Consider the following 23,842-nt stretch of genomic DNA (forward strand, 5'->3'; position numbering starts at 1 on the left):
CCGACGACCATGACGTCTTCGACCCCTTCGAACCCCTCTCCCGACTCCTCCTCGGGCGCCACCGGCTCCGCACGTCCCTCCCAGACCGCCCGCCCTTCGCGCCGCGACCGTGCCGAAGCCCTGCCCGAGGAGATGCGGGAGGCGCTGCGGCGGCGGCTCGCGGGGCGGGCCGGCGGCACCGCCACGGCCGCCCGGCAGGGCATCCCGCGCGCCGACCGGGACCGCCCGCTGCCGCTGTCCTTCGCGCAGCAGCGCCTGTGGTTCCTCGACCGGCTGCGGCCCGGCGACGCCCGCTACAACAGCGCGGTCGCCCTCCGCCTCACCGGCGCGCCGGACCTGGAGGCGCTGGGCGAGGCGCTGAGGACCGTCGTGGCCCGGCACGAGGCGCTGCGCACCACCTTCGAGGAGACCGACGGCCGTCCGGCGCAGCGCGTCCACCCCGCGGGCCCGGTGCCGCTGCCGGTCCGCGACGCGGGCGACCTCGACAAGGAGCTCCTCGCGGAGTACTCCCGGCCCTTCGACCTGCGCAACGGCCCACTCCTCCGCGCCCTGCTGCTGCGTGAGTCCGCCACCTCCCACGTCCTGCTCCTCACGGCCCATCACATCGTCACCGACGGCTGGTCCATGGGCGTCGTCCTGGACGAGCTGTGCACCGCCTACGACGCCCTCGCGCGCGGCGCGGCGCCCGCCCTGCCGCCCGTCGCCACGCAGTACCCGGACTTCGCGGTGTGGCAGCGCGCCCGCCTCTCGGGCACGCGCCTCGAAGGCGAACTCGCCCACTGGAAGCAGCGCCTGGCCGGGGCGGCGGCGCCCGAGCTGCCCCTGGACCGGCCGCGGCGCGGCGAGGAGGCGGGCGAGGGCGCCGTGTGCTCCTTCACCCTCCCGGCTCGGCTGACCGCGCGCCTGCGCGACCTGGCCAGAGAGCAGCACACCACCCTGCACACCGCCCTCGTCGCCGCCGCCCAGGCGCTCCTCGCCCGCTGGTCCGGGCAGGACGACATCACCGTCGGCTCCCTCACGCCCGGCCGCTCCCGCACCGACCTGGAACGGGCCGTCGGATTCTTCGTGAACACCGTGGTCCTGCGCACCCGCGTGGAGGCGGCCGGGTCCTTCCGCGAACTGCTCGGACAGGCGGCCGAGACGGTGGGCGACGCCTTCGCCCACGGCGACACCCCGTTCGAACGGATCGTGGAGGCGGTGGGCGCGCCCCGCGAAGCCGGCCGCAACCCGCTGTTCGACGTGCTGGTCCTGCTGCACCCCGACCCGCCCGCCGCGACCTCCCCGCGCGGCCTCGCCACGACCCCGGTCAACGTGCCCCGGCACGCGGCCACCTTCGACCTGAGCGTCGAGTTCGTGCCGGACGGCGACGCCCTGACCGGACTGCTCGAATACCGCACCGACCTGTTCGACGCGGCCACGGCCGAGCGGATGGCCGGACAACTGACACGCCTCGTCGAGGGCGCCTGCGCCGAGCCGGACCGGGCGCTGGACAGCCTGCCCCTGCTCTCCGAGGAGGAGACCCGGCGCCTCGTCCACGACTGGAACCCCGCCCCGCTCCCCGCCACGGACACCACCTGCCCCGAGCTGTACGAACGCCGGGCGGCCGCGGCCCCCGACACCCTCGCGCTCGTCGCGGGCGGCGAACGGCTCGACCACGCCACGCTCAACGCCCGCGCCAACCGGCTCGCCCACCACCTCATCGCCCGCGGCGCGGGACCCGAACGGCTGGTCGCCCTGCGGCTCCCGCGCACCGCCGACATGATCGTCGCGATCCTCGCCGTCTGGAAGTCCGGCGCCGGTTACCTCCCGCTGGACCCGGCCCTGCCGGAGGACCGCATACGGTTCCTCCTCGACGACGCCCGCCCGGCCCTGGTCCTCGACGAACCGGCCCTGCGCGCCGTACCCGAGGACAGCCCGGACACCGACCCCACCGACGCCGAACGGCGCGCCCCCCTCCTGGCGGATCACACCGCGTACGTCATCTACACCTCCGGTTCCACCGGCCGCCCCAAGGGCGTCGCCGTCACCCACCGTGCGGCGGCGCACCTGCTGGCCGCCCACCGGGCCGGGTTCGTCGCCGAGGCGGGCGGTGGCCCGCTGCGGACCGCGCTCACCGCGTCCTTCTCCTTCGACACCTCCCTCGAAGGCGTGCTCCTGATGGCCGACGGCCACCCGCTGCACCTGGTCGACGAGACCACCCGCATGGACCCGGCCGCACTGGTCGCGTACGTCGTCGAACACCGCGTCGACTTCCTCGACGTCACCCCGTCCTACCTGCGGCAGCTGCTGCCCGCCGGACTGCTCACCGATCCCCGGCACCACCCGCGGGTCCTCATGCTCGGCGGCGAGGCCGTCGGCCCCGCGCTCTGGCGCGAACTGGCCGCCCACCCCGACGTGGTCGCCCACAACTTCTACGGCCCGACCGAGTGCACGGTCGACGCGCTGTCCTGCCGCATCGACGGCGGGGACCGCCCGCTGGTGGGCCGCCCCCTGCCCGGGGTGCGGGCCTATGTGCTGGACGGCCGGCTCCGTCCGGTGCCGCCCGGGGTCGGCGGCGAGCTGTACCTCGCGGGCGGCCAGCTCGCCCGGGGCTACACGGGACGGCCGGGGCTGACCGCGGCCCGCTTCCTGCCCGACCCGTTCGGCGGGCCCGGGGAGCGGATGTACCGCACCGGCGACCTGGCCCGCTGGACCGCCGACGGCCGCCTGGACTACCTCGGACGCGCCGACGACCAGGTCAAGGTGCGCGGCCACCGCATCGAGCCCGGCGAGATCGAGGCCGCCCTCCTCGCGCTGCCCGCCGTCTCCGCCGCCGCGGTCGTCGCCCTGCCCGACCCGCACGGCCACGCCCGTCTCGCCGCCTACGTCGTCCCCGCGCCCGGCGCGCCCCGGCCCGTCCCCGCCGACCTGCGGACGGCGCTGCGCGAGGTGCTGCCCGACGCACTGGTCCCTTCCTCCTTCACCTGCCTCGACGCGCTGCCGCTGACCACCAGCGGCAAACTGGACCGCCGCGCCCTGCCCGCGCCGGAAAGCACCCCGGAGGAACGGGAGTTCGTCGCACCGCGCACCCCCGGCGAAGAAGCTCTGGCCGGTATCTGGGCCGAGGTGCTCGGGACGGCCCGGGTGGGCGTCACCGACAACTTCTTCGAGCTGGGCGGCGACTCGATCCTGAGCATGCAGGCCGTCTCCCGTGCCCGCGCCGCAGGCCTGCGCATCAACTCGCAGGACGTCTTCCGCCACCAGACGGTCGCCGACCTGGCCGCCGCCGCGTCCCGCCGCACCGCCTCCGCACCCGCGCCCCGCCGCCCGCACGAGGACGGGCCCGCCCCGCTCACCCCCGTCCAGGAGTGGTTCCTCGCCACACACGGGCCGCTACGGCACTTCGCCATGTCGATGCTGCTCGACCTGCCGTACGACCTCGACGCACAGGCCCTCGACCGGGCCCTGCACGCCGTGGTGGCCCGCCACCCGGCTCTGCGCACCCGCTTCACCCGCACCGACGACACCTGGCGGCAGCACCCCGGCACCGGCCCGGCGACCGGGCTGCTCACCCGCCACGACTCCGCAACGGCACCCGCCGAGGCGGCGGAAGCGGCCCGCGCGGCCCTTGACCCGGCGACCGGTGCCCTGCTGCGCGCGGCCCTGCTGCCCGGCGGGGAACGGCCGCGGCTGTTCCTCACCGCCCACCACCTGGCCGTCGACAGCGTCTCCTGGCGCGTACTCCTCGCCGACCTCGCACACGCCTACCGGCGGGCGGCGGCCGGCGAGGACCCCCTGCCGGAGGCCGAGCACACCCCGTTCGCCGACTGGGCGCGGACCCTCGCCGAACGGGTCCGGGCCGGTGACCTCGACGACGACCTGGCCCACTGGACGCGGGAGGCGGCGCAGCCGCGCACCCCGCTCCCCGTCGACCTGCCCGGCGCCCCGCTCGCCGGATCGGTGCGCACCGTCCGCACGCGCGTGGACCGGGACACCACCGAGGCACTGCTGCGGCGGGTGCCGAGCGCGTACCGGACCCAGGTCAACGACGTGCTGCTGAGCGCCCTCGGCCGGGTGCTCGCCGACTGGACGGACGCCGACCGGGTGACCGTGGCCCTGGAGGGCCACGGCCGCGAGGAGGAACTCGACGAGGGCGCCGACCTGTCCCGCACGGTCGGCTGGTTCACCACCCAGTACCCGGTCACCCTGACCCCGGCCGGAGGCGACGACTGGGGCGCCACCCTCAAGTCCGTCAAGGAGCAGCTGCGCGCCGTACCCCGCCGGGGCCTCGGCTACCAGGCGCTCGGCCACCTCGGCTCGCCCCGGCCCGAGGCCCGCGCCCTCGGGGAACTGCCGCTGCCCGACGTGTGCTTCACCTACCACGGGCAGTGGGAGGCGTCCGCCGGAGGGGACTTCGCGCCCGTCGCCGACGTGCCCGGCAGGGACATGGACCCCGACGCGCCGCTGGACCACCTCCTCGACGTGTCCGCCCTGGTGACCGACGGCGAACTGGAGATCACCTGGCACTACAGCGACCAGGTGCACCGCGAGGACACCGTCCAGGAGCTGGCATCGGGCCTGGCACGGGCGCTCACCGCGATCGCCGAGCACTGCGCCCGCCCCGGCACGGGCGGACGCACACCCTCCGACTTCCCCCTGGCCCGCCTGGACCAGGCCGGTGTGGACCGGCTCGCCGGCGACGGCCGCGACGTCGAGGACCTGCTGCCGCTCACCCCGCTCCAGGAAGGCATGCTCTTCCACCGGCTGGTCGGCGGGGACGACGACGTGTACGTGGACCAGGCCGCGCTGCTCCTTGAGGGCGTGAGCGACCCGGACGCGCTCGCCCTCGCCTGGCAGCGGGTGACCGACCGCACCCCCGCCCTGCGCACCTCGGTGGTGTGGGAGGGCGTCCCGGTGCCGCTCCAGGTCGTGCACCGCCGCGTCGAGGTGCCCGTCGTCCAGCTGGACTGGCGTGAACTGGACGCGGCAGAGCGGGCCGAGCGCCTTGAGCGGCTCCGCGCCGACGACCTCGCCCGCGGCCTCGACCTCGGCGCCGCACCCCTGATGCGGCTCACCCTCGTCCGGCTCCCCGACGCCCGGCTGCACCTGCTGTGGACCTCCCACCACCTGATCCTGGACGGCTGGAGCCTCGCCCAGGTGCTCACCGAGGTGTCCGACGAGTACGCGGCGCTCACCACCGGCGCCGAGCCGCGGCCGCCGGCGCGCCGCCCGTTCGGCGACTACGTGCGCTGGCTCGCCGGCCAGGACACCGGGGCGGCGCACGCGCACTGGCGTGCCGTCCTCGACGGGTTCACCACCCCCACGCCGCTGCCCGTCGACCGCGCCCGGCGCCCCGGGCACGAGACCCGGTCCGCCGACGTGCACACGGCCGCGCTGTCCGACGAGGTCTCCGCCCGCCTCGCCCGCACCGCGCGGACGGCCGGACTCACCCTCGGCACCGTGGTGCAGGGCGCCTGGGCGCTGCTCCTGTCGCGCTACAGCGCCGAATCGGACGTCCTGTTCGGGACCACCGTCTCGGGACGGCCCGACGACCTGCCCGGCGCCGATGCGATGGTGGGCATGTTCATCAACACGCTGCCCACCCGCGTCCGCGTGGACGGCGACCGCACCTCCACCGACTGGCTCCGGGAACTCCAGGAGGAACAGGCGCAGGCACGGCGGTTCTCGGCGGTGTCCCTCGCCGAGCTGACCTCGCTGAGCGGCGTGCCGGCCGGCAGCCCCCTCTTCGACAGCATGGTGGCCTTCGAGAACTACCCCTTCGACGAGGCGCGTTCGGCCACGACCGGAATCCGCCTCACCGACGTCTCCTCCCGGGACGCCACCAACTTCCCGCTGGTCCTCCGGGCCTACCAGGGGGAGCGGTTCGGCTTCGACCTCGCCTACGACCCGGAGCTGTTCGACGCCACGACTGTACGCGGCCTCGCCGACCGGTTCTGCCTGCTGCTCACGGAACTGGCCGACGACCCCGACCGGCCCGTGCGCGCCCTCGCCTGGACCACCGCCGAGGAGCGGCGGCGGATGCTCACCGACTGGAACGGCGCCGCGTCGGGCCGCCCCGCCGACACGCTGGACGCGCTGTTCGCCGCCCAGGCCGCCCGCACCCCCGACGCCGAGGCGCTCACCTGCGGTGACGAACGGCTCGACTACGCCACCCTGGACACCCGGGCGAGCCGTCTCGCCCACCGGCTCGCCGAACTCGGCGCCGGGCCCGAGACGTTCGTGGCCCTCACGCTGCCCCGCTCCGCCGACCTCGTCGTGGCCGTCCTCGCCGTGCTCAAGACCGGCGCCGCGTACCTGCCCGTCGACCCCCGGCTGCCCGCGGAGCGCGTGCGGCACATGCTCGCCGACGCCGGCCCCGTGGCGCTGGTCACCACCCGACAGGACGAGACCGGCACGGACGTACCGCGTCTGCTGCTCGACGACCCGCAGGTGCGTGCCGACCTGGCCCGCCGCCCGGCCGCGGGGCCGGCCAGGCGCGCGCTGCCCGAGAGCCCCGCCTACGCCATCTACACCTCCGGCTCCACCGGCCGCCCCAAGGGCGTGGTCGTCCCGCACGCCAACGTGGTCCGCCTGTTCACCCGCACCCGGCACTGGTTCGACTTCGGGACCGACGACGTGTGGACGCTGTTCCACTCCTACGCCTTCGACTTCTCGGTGTGGGAGCTGTGGGGACCGCTGCTGCACGGCGGGCGGCTCGTGGTCGTCCCCGAGGACACCGCGCGCTCCCCGGAGGACTTCCTGCGCCTGCTCGCCGACGAGCGGGTCACCGTCCTCAACCAGACGCCGTCCGCGTTCTACCCGCTCATCCGGGCCGACGCCGAACTCCCCGACGCCGGCGACCGCCTCGCACTGCGCACGGTGATCTTCGGCGGCGAGGCACTGGACGTCGGCAGGCTCGCCGACTGGTACGCCCGTCACCCGGACACCGCGCCCCGCCTGGTCAACATGTACGGCATCACCGAGACCACCGTGCACGTCACCCACGCCCCCCTCGACCGCGCGGCAGCCCGCCCCGGCGCCGCGAGCCCCATCGGGACCGGCATCCCCGACCTGCGGCTCTACGTCCTCGACGGCACGCTCCAACCGGTGCCGCCGGGCGCGGTGGGCGAACTGTTCGTGGCCGGGGAGGGCCTGGCGCGCGGCTACCTGAACCGGCCGGGGCTGACAGCGGCCCGCTTCCTCGCCGACCCCTTCGGCCGGCCGGGCACCCGCATGTACCGCACCGGGGACCGGGCCCGCTGGCGGGCCGACGGCACCCTGGAGTACCTGGGCCGCGCCGACCAGCAGGTCAAGATCCGCGGCTACCGCATCGAGCCGGGCGAGATCGAGGCCGCCCTGCACGGTCACCCCGGCGTCGGCGCGGCCGCCGTCGGCGTGTACGAGGACACCGCCGGGACGCGACGCCTCGTCGCCCACGTCGTCGGCACCGGCACGGGCGCCGGGGAGGGCGGGGAGTGCGCCGCGCCGCCGTCCGCCGCCGAACTCCGCGCGCACCTCGAAGGGCTGCTACCCGCGCACATGGTGCCCGCCGCCTATGTGCCGCTGGACGCGCTGCCGCTCACCGCCAACGGCAAGCTCGACCGGCGCGCCCTGCCCGCGCCGGGACCCGACGGCTTCGCCGCCGACGGCACGCGGACCCCGCCGCGCACCCCGGCCGAACGGCTCGTCGCCAGCGCCTGGACCGACGTGCTCGACACCGGCGAAGTCGGAGCCGACGACGACTTCTTCGCCCTCGGCGGTGACTCCATCCTCGCCGTCCGCGTCACCTCCCGGCTGCGCGCCGCCTTCGGCGCGGAGGTGTCGCCCCGGCTGCTGTTCACCCACCCCGTGCTCCGCGACCTCGCGGCCGCCCTGGGCGAACCAGGTGGCGCAGACACCGCCGACGCCATCCCGGCCACCGCCCCCGGCGCCCCGGCGCCCCTGTCGTACGCCCAGCAGCGCCTGTGGTTCCTCGACCAGTTCGAGCCGGGCGGCACGGAGTTCACCACCCTGTCCGTGCTGCGGCTGCGCGGCCCGCTGGACCAGGACGCCCTGCGCGCCGCCCTGGACGGCGTGGTCGCCCGGCACGAGGCGCTGCGCACCACGTTCACCGAGCACGAGGGACAGGCCCGGCAGATCGTCCACCCGCCACGCCCCGTCGACCTGCCGGTGACGGACCTCGCGGACGCCACCGCCCTGGACGCCCTGGTGGACCTGGCCGCCGCCACACCCTTCGACCTGGCCACCGGCCCCCTGCTGCGGGCCCGGCTCGCCCGGTCGGCCCCCGACGAGCACGTCCTCGTCCTGGCCGTGCACCACATCGTCACCGACGGCTGGTCCGTCGGCGTACTGGCCCGGGACCTGGGCGAGCTGTACGCGGCCGCCCTGGAGGACCGCCGCCCGGACCTGCCCGACCTGCCCGTCCGCTACAGCGACTACGCCGCCTGGCAGCGCTCGCGCGCCGACCGCGCGGAGACCGAACTCGCCCACTGGCGCCGGGCCCTGGACGGCGTGAGCCCGCTGGAGCTGCCCACCGACCGGCCCCGCCCGGCCGTCCGCACCCGCGACGGCGCCCTGGTGACCTTCACCCTGCCCGCCGCGCTCACCGAGCGGCTGCGCGAACGGGCACGGGAGGCGGACGCCACCCTCTACATGACGCTGGTGACGGCCTGCCAGACCCTCCTCGCCCGCTGGGCGGGCCAGGAGGACGTCACCGTCGGCACCGTCACCGCGGGCCGTGACCGGGCCGAACTGCACGACGTCGTCGGTATGTTCGTCAACACGCTCGTGCTGCGCGCCAGGGTGCGTCCCGGCGTTCCCTTCCTGAACCTGCTCGCCGAGGTGCGCGACACCGTCCTGGCGGCGTTCGCCCACCAGGAGGTGCCCTTCGAACGCGTGGTGGACGCCCTCCAGCCCGAGCGGGACACCAGCCGCACCCCGCTGTTCCAGGTCATGGTCGCCCTGCACAACCTCGGCGCCGAGCCGCTCCGGCTGCCCGGCCTGACGGCGGAGCCGGTGACCCCGCCGGTGCGGACCGCCACCTACGACCTCGCCTTCGACTTCGTGGAGGGCGACGGAGGACTCACCGGCCACCTGGAGTACAACACCGGCCTGTTCGACACCGGCACCGCCGAACGCCTCGCCGCCCGGCTGCGCGTCCTCCTGGAGGCCGTCGCCGCCGACCCCGGGCAGAGCGTGGACACGCTGCCGCTGATGACCGACGACGAGCGGCAGCAGGTGCTGCGCCACGGAGAGGGCGTCCGGCTGCCGGAGCCCGACACCACCTTCCCCGCCCTGTTCGAGGCCCAGGCCGCCCGCACCCCCGCGCACACCGCGCTGGCCGCCCGCGACACCACCCTCGACTTCGCCGCGCTGAACCAGCGCGCCAACCGGCTCGCCCACCACCTCATCGCCCGGGGCGCGGGACCCGAGGACGTGGTCGCCGTCCGGCTGCCCCGCACCTCCGACCTGATGGCAGCCGTGCTCGCCGTCCTCAAGGCAGGCGCCACCCTGCTCTTCCTGGACCCCGAACTCCCCGCCGAACGGCAGGACGTCCTCCTCGGCGACGCCCGCCCGCACACCGTGCTGACCGGCCTCGACGCGGTGCCCTGGGACGGGCTGCCCGCCCACGACCCGACCGACGCCGACCGTGTCCGGCCCCTGCTGCCGCGGCACCCCGCCTACATCATCTACACCTCCGGCTCCACCGGCCGCCCCAAGGGCGTCGTCGTCGAGCACCGCAACCTGGTCAACCTCTGCCACGATCACCGCGCCGGCCTGCTCGCCCCGCACACCGCCGGCGGACAGCGGCTGCGCGCCGCGCTCAGCGCCTCCTTCTCCTTCGACACCTCCTGGGAAGGCCCCCTCCTCCTCGCCCTGGGCCACGAGGTCCACCTGATCGACGAGGACGTACGCCTGGACCCGCGAGCCTTCTGCGCCCACGTTGTCGAACACCGGCTCGACTGGGTCAACGTCACCCCGACCTACCTGCGCGAACTCACCGCCGCCGATCTCCTGGCCGCCGACCGCCACCGCCCGCGCCTGCTGCTCGTCGGCGGCGAGGCCCTCACCCCGGCCGACTGGCGCGACCTCGTCCGCGCCGAACAGGACCTGGGCGTGGCGGTGTACAACATGTACGGGCCGACCGAGACCACCGTCGACGCCGTCTACGGCCGCTGCGCCGGCCAGCCGCACCGCCCGCTCATCGGCCGCCCCGGCGCCAACCTGCGCGCCCACGTCCTGGACGCCGCCCTGCGCCCGGTGCCTCCGGGCACGCCCGGTGAGCTGTACCTGGCCGGGGCGCAGGTGGCCCGCGGCTACCTGAACCGGCCCGGCCTGACCGCGGCCCGCTTCACGGCAGACCCGTTCGGGGCGCCCGGCGAGCGGATGTACCGCACCGGGGACCGGGTCCGCTGGGACCGGGACGGACGCCTGGAGTTCCTGGGCCGCACCGACGAACAGGTCAAGATCCGCGGGTTCCGCATCGAGCCCGGCGAGATCGAGGCCGCTCTCCTCACCCACCCCGACATCGCCGACGCCGCGGTCGCCGTCCGCGAGAACGCCGGGCGCCCCATGCTCGTCGGCTATGTCGTGCCCGCCACCGGCCGCGTCCCGTCCCCGGACGCGCTGCGCCTGGCGCTGCGCCGCACGCTGCCCGACCACATGGTGCCCGCGGCGTTCGTCCCGCTGGCCCGCGTCCCGCGCACCACCAGCGGCAAGACGGACCGCCGCGCCCTGCCCGCCCCGCCCGCACAGCCCGAGAGCGGCACACCCCACGTCGCCCCCCGGGCCGGCACCGAGGAGATCCTGGCCGGGATATGGGCGCAGGTGCTGGGTGTCGCACGCGTCGGCGCCCGTGACAACTTCTTCGCGCTCGGCGGCGATTCCATCCTGAGCATCCAGATCGTCTCCCGTGCCCGCCAGGCCGGCCTCGTCCTGGCCACCAAGGACGTCTTCCGCCACCAGACGGTCGCCGAACTCGCCCTGCGGGTACAGGAGTCGGCCCCGCCGCCGGACACCGAGGAGGAACCGGCCGAGGCGCCGCTCACCCCGATCCAGCACTGGTACCTGGAGGGCCGCGCCCCCGGACAGCGGCTGCGGTTCACCATGACCCAGCGCCTCGAACTCGCCCCGGACACCGCCGCCGCGACGCTGCGGACCGCCGTCGACGCCCTCGTGGGCCACCATGCCGCCCTGCGCACCCGATTCCGCCGTACCGCCGATGGCTGGCGCCAGGACGTCCTGCCCGAGGCGCCGGACGGCGTCTTCACCCGGCATGACGTGTCCGGCCTCGACGACACGGCACTGGAGGACGAGGTCCAGCGGCTGACGGGCGAGGCGCAGGCCGCCCTCGACCCCACCGCCGGGCGGGTGACGCGCGTGCTGTTCTTCGACCGCGGCCCCGGCCGGCCGGGACAACTGGTCGTCACCGCCCACCACTTGGTCATCGACGGTGTCTCCTGGCGCATCCTGCTCGCGGACCTGGAGACCGCGCAACGGGCGGCGGCGCTCGGCCGCCCCGTGGAACTGCCCCCCACGGGCACCTCCTACGGCCGCTGGGCGGCCCGCCTGGAGCGGCACGCCCGCTCCGGCGCGCTCGACACCGACCTGCCGTACTGGACGGACACCGCCACGGCGCCGGCCGCGCTGCCCGCGGGCCGGCCCGGTCCGAACACCCACGCCACCGCCGCCACCCGCACCGTCACCCTGGACGCGGAGACCACCGGGGCCCTGCTGCGCGAGGTCCCGCGGGCCTACCGCACGCAGGTCAACGACGTCCTGCTCAGCGCCCTCGGCCGCACCCTTGCCCGCTGGTGCGGACGTGACAGCGTCCTGCTCGGCGTCGAGGGCCACGGCCGGGAGGAGCTGTTCGCCGACGTGGACCTGTCGCGGACCGTCGGCTGGTTCACCGCCGAGTTCCCACTCGCCCTGCGCGTCGCCCCGGACGCCGGCTGGCACGACACCCTGCGCGCGGTCAAGGAACAACTGCGCGCCGTGCCGCTGCACGGCCTGAGCCACGGCGCCCTGCGCCATCTCGTGCCCGGCAGCCCGCTCGCCTCCGGCCCCGCCCCGCAGGTCGGCTTCAACTACCACGGCCAGTGGGACACCGACACCACCGATGGCCTGTTCCGCCGCGCCCTGCCCCCGGCCGGCCTCGACACCGACCCGGACGAACCCCGCCCCTACCTCCTGGACATCACCGGCGTGGTCCAGCGGGGCCGCCTCGAACTCGGCTTCACCTACCCGGCCGCCGTCTACGACCAGGCAACCGTCGACCGGCTCGCCCAGGACACCCTCACGGCCCTGCGGGAGATCGTGGCGCACTGCGCACACCCCGATGCCGGCGGCCGCACCCCCTCCGACTTCCCCCTCGCCGGTCTCGGCCAGGAGCAGCTCGACCGGCTCCTGGGCACCGGCAGGGACGCCGAGGACGTCCTGCCGCTCACCCCGCTCCAGTCCGGCATGCTCTTCCACGGCCTCGTGGACACCGAGCACGCCTACTTCGACCGCACGGCCGTACGGCTGTCCGGCGTGGCCGACCCGCAGGTCTTCGCCGCCGCCTGGCAGCAGGTCGCCGACCGCACCCCGGCGCTGCGCACCAGCGTCCACTGGCAGGGCCTGCCCCACCCGGTCCAGGTCGTCCACCGCCGCGCGGAACTGCCCGTGCGCCACCTCGACTGGCGTGCGCTCGCGCCCGCCGAGCGCGCCGCGGCCACCGAGCGGCTGCTCGCCGAGGACCGCGCCGCGGGCCTGGACCTGGCCAAGGCTCCGCTCACCCGGCTGACCCTGGCCGCCCTGCCCGGCGACGAAGTGCTCCTGGTGTGGTCCACCCACCACATCGTCCTCGACGGCTGGAGCACCGGGCAGCTCCTCACCGAGGTGTGCGAACGCTACGCCGCGCTCACCGGCGGCCCCGACCAGGCGCCGCCGGTGCGGCGGCCCTTCGCCGACTTCCTGCACTGGCTGCGGGAGCAGGACGAGACGGCGGCGGAAGGGTTCTGGGCCGATGCCCTCGCCGGGTTCACCGCCCGCACCCCGCTGCCGTACGACAGCAACCCGGCCGAGGCCCACCGCGCCCGGTCCACGCAGGCCGTCCACCACGAGCTGGACGCCGACGTCTCCCGGCGGCTGCGAGAGACGGCCGCCCGCGCCGGAGTGACCGTGAACACGGTGGTGGAGGGCGCCTGGGCGCTGCTCCTCGCCCGCTCCGGCGGACGCGACGACGTGGTCTTCGGCACCACCGTCTCCGGCCGCCCGGCCGAACTGCCCGGCGTCGAAGGCATGATCGGCATGTTCATCAACACGGTGCCGACCCGGGCCCGCGTACCCGCTGCCGGGCCGGTCTCGACGTGGCTGCGCGAGCTCCAGGAACGCCAGAGCGAGGCCCGCCGCTTCGACTTCCTCGCCCTGCCCCGCATCCAGGCCGTCAGCGAGGTGCCGTCCGGACAGGCGCTGTTCGACAGCATGGTGGTCTTCGAGAACTACCCCGTGGACGAGTCGGCGACGGCCCGCACCGGAGTGCGGGTCGAGGAGGTGCGCGCCGACGACGCCACCACCTTCCCCTGGTGCCTCCGCGCCCACCTCGCCGAACACCTCGGCTACGACCTGGCCTACGACCCCGAGCTGTTCGACGCCGCCACCGCCGAGCGCGCCGCCCACCGCCTCGCCGGGCTGCTCACCGCCCTCGCCGACGGGTTCGACACCGACCTCGCCGAGCTGGACGTGCTCGCCCCGGCCGACCGCGCGCTCCTGGCCGCATGGAACACCACCGCCCGCCCGGCCGCGCCGCGCAGCCCCGTGGACCTGTTCACCGAGCAGACGACGCGCACCCCGGACGCGATCGCCGTCGACGACGGCGAGAACCGGCTGACCTACCGGGAGCTGCACGACTGGGCCCGCGCACTCGCGGACCGGCTGCGGGCCGCCGGCCTGGCCTCCGAGGACCGGGTGGCGCTGCGGCTCGACCGTTCCGCCGAACTGGTCGTCGCCCAGCTCGCGGTCCTCATGGCCGGCGGCGCCTACGTCCCCGTCGACGCCCGCGCCCCCGAGGAACGGCGCCGGACCCTGCTCGCCCAGGCGGGCGCCACCCTCCGGCTCACCGCCACGGAGGTGACAGCGGCCCGCACCGGGACCACGGAGACGTCCGCACGCCCCGCCGCCGATCCCGACCAGCTGGCGTACGTGATGTTCACCTCCGGATCCACCGGACTGCCCAAGGCGGTCGCGGTGCGGCACCGGGACGTGGCGGCGCTGGCCACCGACAGCCGGTTCACCGGCGGGGTCTGCGACCGCGTACTGCTGCACTCGCCGGTCGCGTTCGACGCCGCCACCTTCGAGGTGTGGGCCCCGCTCCTGAACGGCGGCCGCGTCGTCGTGGCCCCGGACGGCGACCTCGACGGGGCCGCGCTGCGCCGGCTCGCCGCCGACGGCGGACTGACCGCGATGTGGCTGACCGCCGGGCTCTTCCGGCTCCTGGCCCAGGACGCGCCCGACTGCTTCCGCGGCCTCACGCAGGTGTGGACCGGCGGTGACGTCGTCCCGGCACAGGCCGTGCGCCGGGTCCTCGACGCCTGCCCCGGCCTGACCGTCGTGGACGGCTACGGCCCGACCGAGACCACCACCTTCGCGACCTCCTTCGCCCTCACCGACCCGGCGGCGGTGCCCGCCACGATCCCCGTCGGACGGCCGCTGGACGACATGCGGGCGCTCATCCTCGACACCCGGCTGCGGCCCGTCCCGCCGGGCTGCCCGGGTGAGCTGTATCTGGCCGGCGAGGGCGTCGCCCGGGGCTACCTGGGCCGCCCGGGCGAGACCGCCGCCCGCTTCCCCGCCGACCCGCTCGGTCCTGCCGGGGCCCGCATGTACCGCACGGGCGACCTGGCGCGGCGGCGCCCGGACGGCGCCGTCGAGTTCCTCGGCCGGGCCGACGACCAGGTGAAGATCCGCGGCTTCAGGGTGGAGCCCGGCGAAGTCGAGGCCGCGATCGCCGCCCACCCGGACGTCGTCGACGTGGCGGTCCTGGCCCGCGAGGACCGCCCCGGCGCCAGACGGCTCGTCGCCTACGTCGTCGGACCGGCCGGCCGGAACGGCGAGGCACTGCGATCGTTCGCCGCCCGCACCCTGCCCGACTACCTGGTGCCCACGACCGTCGTCCCGCTCGCCGCGCTGCCCCTCAGCCGCAACGGCAAGGTCGACCGGGCCGCGCTGCCCGTGCCGGAGGCCGCGCCGGGCCGCGGGCGGACCGAGCCGCGCACCGAGGCGGAGCGCCGCACGGCCGACGTCTTCGCCGAGGTCCTCGCCGGCGAAACACCCGGCGTGGAGGACGATTTCTTCCAGCTCGGCGGCGACTCCATCCTCAGCATCCGGCTGGCCTCCCGCCTGGCCGAGGCCTTCGGCACCGACGTCTCACCGCGCGCCGTGTTCACCCACTCCACACCGGCCGCCCTGGCCCGCCTCATCGGCGAGCGGCGCGGTTCCGGCCGTCCGGCACTCGTCCCCCGCGCCCGCGACGCGGTCGCGCCGATGTCCCATGCCCAGCAGCGCCTGTACTTCCTGCACGAGTTCGAGCCCGGCGGCGCCGAGTACGTCACCGCCCTCGCCCTGCGGCTGTGCGGCACCCTGGACACCGACGCGCTGCGCGCCGCCCTCGGCGCCGTGGTGGCCCGGCACGAGTCGCTGCGCACCACCTTCGACAGCGTCGACGGACACGGCATCCAGCGCGTCCACCCGCCCCGCGACGTGCCGCTGCCCGTGCACGACCTGTCCGGGCTCGGCGCGGGGGAGCGGGAACCGGCCGTGCGCCGCCTGCTCGCCGAGGAACGCCTACGCCCCTTCGACCTGCGCGAGGGCCCGCTGCTGCGCGCCGGACTGCTCCGGCTCGCCGACGACGAGCACATCCTCACCCTCGCCCTGCACCACATCGTCACCGACGGCTGGTCCACCGCCGTCCTGCTCGGCGACCTCGCACACTTCTACCGCGCCGAACGCGGAGTTCCGCAGGCCGAGCTGGCGCCGCTGCCGGTGCAGTACGCCGACTACGCCCACTGGCAGCGCACCACCGGCGACACCGAGGCCGACGAGCACCTCGCCTACTGGAAGGAACACCTGGCCGACACGCCACCGCTGGAGCTGCCCACCGACCGGCCCCGCCCCCCGGTGCGCACCAGCGCCGGCGCGACGACCCGCCTGGTGGTGCCCGCCACGACCGCCGGGCGGCTCACCCGGCTCGCCCGGGACCACGGCACCACCTTGTTCACCGCCCTCGTGGCCGCCGCCCAGAGCTACCTCGCCCGGCTCTCCGGTGGCGGGGACATAGCCGTCGGCACGGTCAACGCCGGCCGCGACCGGCCCGAGACCCAGGCCCTCGTCGGGTTCTTCGTCAACACCCTGGTGCTGCGCTCCCGTGCCGAGGCCGGTCAACCCTTCACCGAGTTCCTCGGTGACGTGCGAAGGACCGTCCTGGACGCCTTCGCCCACCAGGACGTGCCGTTCGAACGGGTCGTGGACGAGGTGCAGCCCGTCCGCGACACCAGCCGCAGCCCGCTCTTCCAGGTCATGGTCGTCCTCCAGAACACCCCCACCGTCGACCTCGACCTGCCCGGCCTGGACGTCACCGACGTCGAACCGGAATCGGAGCAGGCCGCGTTCGACCTCACCCTGGAGTTCGCCGAGACCGGCTCCGGCGAGCTGCACGCCCTGCTCACCTACAACACCGACCTGTTCGAGGCGGCCACGGCCGAGCGGATGGCGGGACAGCTCGGCGCCTGGCTGCACGCCATCGCGGAGGACCCCCGCCGCCCCCTCGGCGCCCTGCCGCTGACCACGGCCGGCGAGACGGCGAGCCTGCTCGAACAGGGCCGGGGCGCCTTCCGCCCCATACCCGAGTCCACCCTGCCCGCCCTGTTCGAACAGCAGGCGGCCCGCACCCCGGACGCCGTGGCACTGATCGACGGGGAACGGGAACTGACCTACGCCGAGACGGACCGGGCCGCCAACCGGCTGGCCCACCGGCTCCTGCGCGACGGCGTCGGACCCGAGCGCGTGGTCGCCCTGGCGCTGCCGCGCTCGGCGGCCGCCGTGGTGGCGCAGCTCGCCGTCGCCAAGGCCGGCGGAGCCTTCCTGCCCGTGGACCCCGACTACCCTCCGCAGCGCAGGGAGTTCATGCTCGCGGACGCCGGCGCCGAGCTGATCCTCGACGACCCGGCCCAGGTATGGGCCGCCGAAGGGCCGACGACCGCGCCCACGGACGCCGACCGCACCAGCACGCTCACCCCCGCCCACCCCGCCTACGTCATCTACACCTCCGGCTCCACCGGCACGCCCAAGGGCGTCGTCGTCACCCACCGGGGCCTGGCCTCCTTCGCGGCGGCGGCCGCCGAGCAGTACGCGGCGGGCCCCGGCGACCGGGTCCTGCAGTTCGCCTCCCCGAGCTTCGACGCCTCCATCCTGGAGCTGTGCGTCTCCCTGCTCAGCGGAGCCACGCTGGTGACGGGCGAGGAAGGGCCGCTGGTGGGGGAGCGGCTGGCGGAGGTACTCGCCGAACGCCGCGTCAGCCACACGCTGATCCCGCCGGCCGCGCTGGCCACCCTGCCGGCGCGGACCGCCGCCGACCTGCCCCACCTGCGCACCCTCATCGTCGGCGCCGAGGCATGCCCGGCCGACCTCGTCGACACCTGGGCCCCGGGACGCAGGATGGTCAACTCCTACGGCCCCACCGAGGCCACCGTCGTCGCCACCTGGACAGGACCGCTGACCCCGGGCGCCGGAGCCCCGCCCATCGGCCGCCCGTCCGGCGGCACCCGCGTGTACGTGCTCGACACCGCCCTGCGCCCCGTGCCGCCCGGCGTGACCGGCGAGCTGCACATCGCGGGGCCCGGCCTGGCCCGCGGCTACCTGGGCCGGCCGGGCCTCACCGCCCAGCGCTTCCTGCCCGACCCGTTCGGCGCACCCGGGGAGCGGATGTACCGCACCGGGGACCTGGTCCGCTGGAGCGCCGACGGACAACTGCGGTACGCGGGCCGCGCCGACGACCAGGTCAAACTGCGCGGCTTCCGGATCGAACCGGGGGAGATCGAGAGCGCGCTGCGACGCAGCCCGCTGGTGCGGGACGCGGCCGTGGCCGTCCGGGCAGGAGACGGGCCCGGCACCCCGTCCCGGCTCGTCGCCTACGTCGTACCGGAGCCGCCCGCCGCCACGCACACCCGCCCCGAACCGTCCGGGACAGGCTCCCCGGGCACCGACTCCTCCGCGACCGCGCTGTCCACCGGGGAACTGCGCCTGCACCTCGCCGAGACGCTGCCGCCGCACATGGTGCCCTCGGTCTTCGTGCCCCTCGACCGGTTGCCGCTCTCCCCGAACGGCAAGATCGACCGGCGTGCGCTGCCCGCACCCGGCCCGGCCCGGGCCATGGACGGCCCGCAGACCGCGCCGCGCACCGACACGGAACGCCGCATCGCCCGCATCTGGGCCGACGTGCTGGGCCTCGCGGAGGTCGGCGCGGAGGGCAACTTCTTCGCCCTGGGCGGCGACTCCATCCTGAGCATGCAGGTCGTCTCCCGGATGCGCCGCGACGGGCTGCACGTGGCCACCCGGGACCTGTTCACGCACCAGACCGTCGCCGAACTCGCCACCGTGGTCCGTACCGCGCCCCGGCGCTCCGCCGAGGGTCCGGTGACCGGCGAGGTACCGCTCACCCCGATCCAGGAGTGGTTCCTGACCACGCCCCGCGCGGCCCACCACCACTTCAACCAGTCGGCCCTGTTCGAACTCGACGGCCGCCCCGACCCACGGGCGCTGCACACCGCGCTCGACGCTCTGATCGAGCACCACGACGCGCTGCGCATGCGCTTCACCCGCGACGAACACGGCTGGCAGCAGTACAACCCGCCGCCCGCCGACGGCGACGACGCCCCCGACATCCTCGTACGACACGACCTGAGCGGTCTGTCCCCCGAGGACGCCGACGCGGCGATGGCGAAGGCCGCCGACGCACTCCACGTGAGCTTCGATCTGGCCCGCGGCCCGCACCTGCGGGCGGCCCTGTTCACCGGCGACCCCGACCGGCCCGCATACCTCCTCCTCATCGCCCACCATCTGGTGGTGGACGCCGTCTCCTGGCGCGTCCTGCGCGATGACCTGGAGACCGCCTACCGCCAGGCCCTCCAGGGTGAACCGGTCGCGCTGGGCGAGCGCGGCACCAGCTTCCGCGACTGGTCCCGGCGGCTGGCCGCGCACGTCGCCGAGGGCGGCCTCGACCACGAACTGCCGCACTGGGAGCAGACGGTGGGAGCCGAGCCCACCCCGGCGGACCCGGCAGCGGCGACCGGCGACGGACCGGCCGCCACGGTGAGCGTGGAACTCGACGAGGAGGACACCACGGCCCTGCTGCGCTCCGCGCCCACCGCCTACCGCACCCGCGTCAACGACGTGCTGCTCACCGCGCTCGCCCTGGCACTGGCCCGCTGGACCGGCCACGACCGCGTCCGCCTGGACCTGGAGGGCCACGGCCGCGAAGACCTGCTCGACGGCGTCGACCTCTCGCGCACCGTCGGCTGGTTCACCACCGTCCATCCGGTGGCCCTGCACGTTCCGGACCCCGGCGGCCTCGGCCCGGACCGCGACTGGAGGTCCCTGGTGAAGTCGGTCCGCCGCCAGATGCGCGCCGTGCCCGGCAACGGCATCGGCTACGGCGCCCTGCGCACCTTCGGCCCGCCCGAGGTCCGCGAACGCCTCGGCGCCCAGGCCCACAGCCAGGTCGTGTTCAACTACCTCGGCCAGTGGGACGCGCGCCCCGAGACGGCGGACGGCGGCCTGGTCCGCGCCGAACACGGTTCCTTCGGCCAGGACCACGATCTGCGGGACCCCGGTTCCCATCCGGTGGAGGTGGTGGGCGCGGTGCAGCACGGACGCCTCGCCTTTACCTGGCACCACCGGCCGGGCCTGCACGACACGGCGGCCGTACGCCGGGCGGCGGAGGACTTCGCCGAGGCCCTGCGCCTCCTCGCCCGGGACGCCCGGGGAGGCCGGTGACGACACCACGGCCCCGCGCGGCGCCTTTCCGGCGAACCTCCCGGCACGGGCCGCACACCCCCCGGGCCCCGACCGCACCCTCGCCCCCCCGACCCACCTCTCCCCGAACCGAACCGAACCGGATGACGAAAGAAGGCGACATGGACGAGAACACCCGCTTCCAGGTGCTGCGCAACGACGAGGAGCAGTACTCGCTCTGGCCCACCGAGACCGAGGTGCCCGCGGGCTGGCAGCCCGTCGGCAAGGAGGGCACCGAGGCCGAGTGCTCCGCCTACGTCGACGAGGTCTGGACCGACATGCGGCCCAAGAGCCTGCGCGAGCGCATGGAGAGCGCCGGGGCCTGACAGGACCCGCCCGCACCGGCACGCCGGGCCGACCGCATCCGCGACGGCCCGGCGCCCCCGGCACGTCACCGTTTCCGGCGCCCCACCGCCCTCGGCCCCCCATCGGACGGCACCACTCCCGAGGAGCCCGACATGACCCCCGTCCTGCGCACCGAACGCCTGGACTTCCTGCCCTACCGACCCGAACACGAGGACCACTTCGTCGCCCTGCTGCGGGACGCGGAGGTGTGCCGCTGGATGGGCCAGGACCTCGTGCCCGAGCCTCAACTGCGCGAGGTGTTCCGCGCGATCCTCACCGACGTCTACCCCCGGCACCGGTTCGACGTGTGGGGCCTGTGGACGGACGGCGCCTACGCGGGCCACGCCGAGGTGAAGCCCACCGGCAACGTCGACGGCCATGAACTCATCACCGCGCTCGCCCCCGCGTACTGGGGGAAGGGCCTGGGCGGCGAGGCCGTACACGGCCTGCTCCGGTACGGCGCCGACACGCTCGGCCTCAGCGAGGCGTACGGCATGGTCGGCGCGGAGAACACCGCGAGCCTCGCCCTCTGCCGCCGCCTGGGTTTCCGCCACGTCAAGGACGTCGTCGGCGACGACGGCGCCGTCACGAAGATGATGGTCATCCAGAGCCCGGCCCCGAGCCGGGCGGCCGGCGCGGACGGCCTCGCCCGTGAGGGTGACGGACCGCGCGCGTGACGGCGACGGCGTCGTGAGGACCCCTCGGTGAGGAAGAAGGGCGGCCCGGCACTCGGCGCACGTACGCCGGGGGGCCGGCCGGTCCCGTCCACGTGAACGGGACCGGCCGGTCGCCTCGGGCTGCCGCGCGGTCGTCGGGCCCTGGAGCGTCAGGCCCTCGGCGCGCGGCCGGCCTCAGCGGTTTTCGCGCAGGTCGGCTTCGGCCGGCTGGGCGGAGAAGGTGCGCGGGGCCTTGGCCGACTTGGCGGCGGGGGCCTTCTTACCGCAGAAGGCCGCCTCCAGCGTGCCGCCGAGCGCGGTGTTGACCGCGCCGCGGTTCGAGGCGTTGGCCATGGCGGAGAGTGAGCGGCGGCCGTCGCGGGTGGCGAAGGCGTAGGTGTAGAAGCCCTGCACGGTGCCGGTGTGCCCGTAGACCTGGGTGCCGCACGAGAGGTCGTAGCGGCGCAGCCCCAGTCCGTAGAAGCGGGTCTGGGTGGTGTCCGTCGGGGTGACCGTGGTCATGGCGTCCAGCATGTGGGGCGAGAGCAGTCTGCCCCGCATGAGCGCGGTCGTGAAGGTGTTGAGGTCGGCGGGGTTGGAGATGACCGCGCCTGCGGTCTGGGCCCAGGAACCGGTCTGCTCGGTGGAGTCGACCAGCGGCGCCCCCGCTTCGTCGGGGTGCAGGTAACCGCGTACGTGCAGCCCCTTGATCTCGGTCCGCGGGTGCACGTACGAGGTGTTGCGCAGCTTCAGCGGCTTGATGATGCGCTGCTCGTACTGTTCGGCGGCCGAGGTTCCGGTGATCTTCTCGATCAGCATGCCGACGACGACGAAGTTGGCGTTGGAGTACCTGTAGTTCGCGCCGGGCTCCGTGGTGCGGGGCTCGGCCAGGGACAGGTCGACCAGCTCCTGGTAGGTGAAGACGCGGTTGCGCACCGCTTCGAAGCCGGGCACGGTCTTGGCGAACATGGCGTCGGAGTAGTCGGCCAGGCCGCTGCGGTGGGTGAGGAGGTGCCGGACCGTGATGCGGTCGTCGGGCAGCAGCCCGGGCAGGTACCGGTTGACCGGCGCGTCGAGTTCCACCTTCCCCTGGTCGGCCAGCTGGAGCAGCACGACGCTGGAGAAGGTCTTGCTGACACTGCCGATACGGAAGCGGGCGCGGGTGTCCATGGCCTCGCCGGAGACCCGGTCGCGGACGCCGGCGGTGCGGGTGCGAACCCCGTCGGGACCGGTGAAGCGGGCCATCGCGCCCGGAGCGCCGTTGGCCATGGCGGCCTTCAGGGCCGCGCTCACGCCGTCCATGTCGGGGGCGGGGACGGTCGGGGCGGTGGGGGCCGCCGGTGCCGCGGAGGCGGCGGTGGCGGGGGTGAGGACGCCGGCGAGGGCGGCGATCAGGGTGGCGCTCGTGGCCAGGCGTCTACGGGTCAGCGGGGACACGTGGGTTCCTCGTTCTCGACTCAGCGGAATGTCGGCACACGCGGCGGTGCCGCGTGCGGGCGGGCGGGGAAGGGGCGTTCACTGCGTGCTGTTCCCGGCCCTCATGGAGCATGAGTGCCAACGCGCCAGATCGGTTCCTGTCACGGGTGCCGTTCTTGGCCGGGGTGCGCGGACTGCTCCGAGGCGGCCGGAACTTCACTTGGCGGAGGGGCGCCGGACGCCTGCCGGAGGTGCGCCGTTGTGAGCAAGGGAGGAAGGCGCTGCGGAACAGCCGCACACGCCGCCAGAACTCTCCCCTGTGCGCACACGCCGCATCTGATCCAGGGGCAAGGTAGTCATGGGCACGCCATGTCGTAACGGCGAGATTCAGACAAGCTGCGACGAAGGGACGCGCGGGCGGCCGAGCCGGTGTCACACCCCCGGGTCGGGCTTGACGGGGCCGGGCCGCAGGGCGCGGGCCGCTTCCAGTTGTGCCGCGAAGGCCAGTCCGAGGAACAGCGCGAGCGAGGTGAGATAGGCCCACAGCAGCAAGGACATGAAGGCGCTGAGCGGACCGTAGACCGTGTCGAAAGAGCCGCTGACCGAGAGGTAGAGGCTCAAGAGGCCGGTCAGCCCCGTCCACAGCAGGAGGTACACGGCCGCGCCGAAAGCCAGCCACGTATAGCCGGGCTGGCGCCGCCGCGGCGAGCGCCGGAAGATGACGCTCGCCGAGACGAGTGCCAGCACGAAGCCCAACGGCCAGCGCACCACGCCGAACACGGCGTTCACCTGGTGCCCGACACCGAAGACCGTCACCGCCGCGGCCGCCAGATCGGCGCCGGCCACCATCACCACGAAACCAAGGCCCAGGGGCAGGCCCGCGACGACGGCCATGGCCAGGCCGCGCAGGTACTTCCGGTGGAAGGGCCGGTCCCGCTCGTTACCGTAGATCCGATTGGCTCCGCGCTCGATCTGACACATCGCCGTCGTGACGTTGGCCAGGGAGAACACGAGCCCGAACCAGAGAGCGACCTGCGTGCCACCGTCCGCGGTGCGGCGGCTACGGGCCAGCGCCTCTTCGACGACGTCGGCGCTCGGCCCCTGTGCCATACGGTGGATGACCACCTCCGCGAACCTGCCGATGTCCTGGCTGTGCAGCACGCTCGACAGGCCGACGAACACGATCGCGAGGGGCACGACCGCGAGGACCGTCTGCAGCGCCAGTGCCCGGGAGTGGCTGAAGCCGTCGGCGTAGCGGAACCGGACGAACGCGTCGCGCAGCAGCCGCCAGCCGCCGTAGTGGCGCAGTGCCAAGAAGGCCTCGTCGCCCGAGAGTTCCTCGCCCTCCATGTCCCGCGTCTCGGGGACCGCCGTCGCCGTACCCATGCCTTGCCCCCCGA

5 protein-coding genes are annotated in these 23,842 nt (G+C 75.0%); 3 read left to right on the forward strand and 2 right to left on the reverse strand.

All coding sequences use genetic code 11. The annotated features are described in order from the left end of the window. Positions 1–9 precede the first annotated feature (9 nt). The 3 genes from DCW30_RS35760 (at position 10) to DCW30_RS35770 (ending at position 21,047) form a co-directional block, all read left to right on the forward strand. Positions 10–20,007 carry a non-ribosomal peptide synthase/polyketide synthase gene (locus DCW30_RS35760; RefSeq protein ID WP_119271306.1) on the forward strand — a complete coding sequence of 6,666 codons (19,998 nt, stop codon included), beginning with the start codon at positions 10–12 and terminating at the stop codon, positions 20,005–20,007. 140 nt (positions 20,008–20,147) lie between these two features. Next, positions 20,148–20,351: an MbtH family protein gene (locus tag DCW30_RS35765; protein ID WP_062770062.1), complete on the forward strand. Its 204-nt coding sequence runs from the start codon at positions 20,148–20,150 to the stop codon at positions 20,349–20,351. A 132-nt stretch (positions 20,352–20,483) separates the two neighbouring features. After that, positions 20,484–21,047, forward strand: a complete 564-nt coding sequence (locus tag DCW30_RS35770) for a GNAT family N-acetyltransferase (RefSeq protein ID WP_076688148.1) — start codon at positions 20,484–20,486, stop codon at positions 21,045–21,047. A gap of 174 nt (positions 21,048–21,221) precedes the next feature. Here DCW30_RS35770 and DCW30_RS35775 read toward each other — a convergent pair whose 3' ends face one another. Together DCW30_RS35775 and DCW30_RS35780 are read right to left on the reverse strand one after the other, a co-directional pair. Next, positions 21,222–22,328 carry a serine hydrolase domain-containing protein gene (locus DCW30_RS35775; RefSeq protein ID WP_232627078.1) on the reverse strand — a complete coding sequence of 369 codons (1,107 nt, stop codon included), beginning with the start codon at positions 22,326–22,328 and terminating at the stop codon, positions 21,222–21,224. Positions 22,329–22,874: 546 nt separating this feature from the next. Next, positions 22,875–23,828: a YihY/virulence factor BrkB family protein gene (locus DCW30_RS35780; protein ID WP_076688149.1), complete on the reverse strand. Its 954-nt coding sequence runs from the start codon at positions 23,826–23,828 to the stop codon at positions 22,875–22,877. Positions 23,829–23,842: the final 14 nt, after the last annotated feature.

The sequence above is a fragment of the Streptomyces alfalfae genome (genome assembly GCF_004127445.1).
GTDB lineage: Bacteria > Actinomycetota > Actinomycetes > Streptomycetales > Streptomycetaceae > Streptomyces > Streptomyces alfalfae.

Bases quoted from the DNA above. Each gene is read 5' to 3' on its own strand.
- DCW30_RS35760 (WP_119271306.1), top strand. From the start codon at position 10: ATGACGTCTTCGACCCCTTCGAACCCCTCTCCCGACTCCTCCTCGGGC.
- DCW30_RS35765 (WP_062770062.1), top strand. From the start codon at position 20,148: ATGGACGAGAACACCCGCTTCCAGGTGCTGCGCAACGACGAGGAGCAG.
- DCW30_RS35770 (WP_076688148.1), top strand. From the start codon at position 20,484: ATGACCCCCGTCCTGCGCACCGAACGCCTGGACTTCCTGCCCTACCGA.
- DCW30_RS35775 (WP_232627078.1), bottom strand. From the start codon at position 22,328: ATGGACGGCGTGAGCGCGGCCCTGAAGGCCGCCATGGCCAACGGCGCT.
- DCW30_RS35780 (WP_076688149.1), bottom strand. From the start codon at position 23,828: ATGGGTACGGCGACGGCGGTCCCCGAGACGCGGGACATGGAGGGCGAG.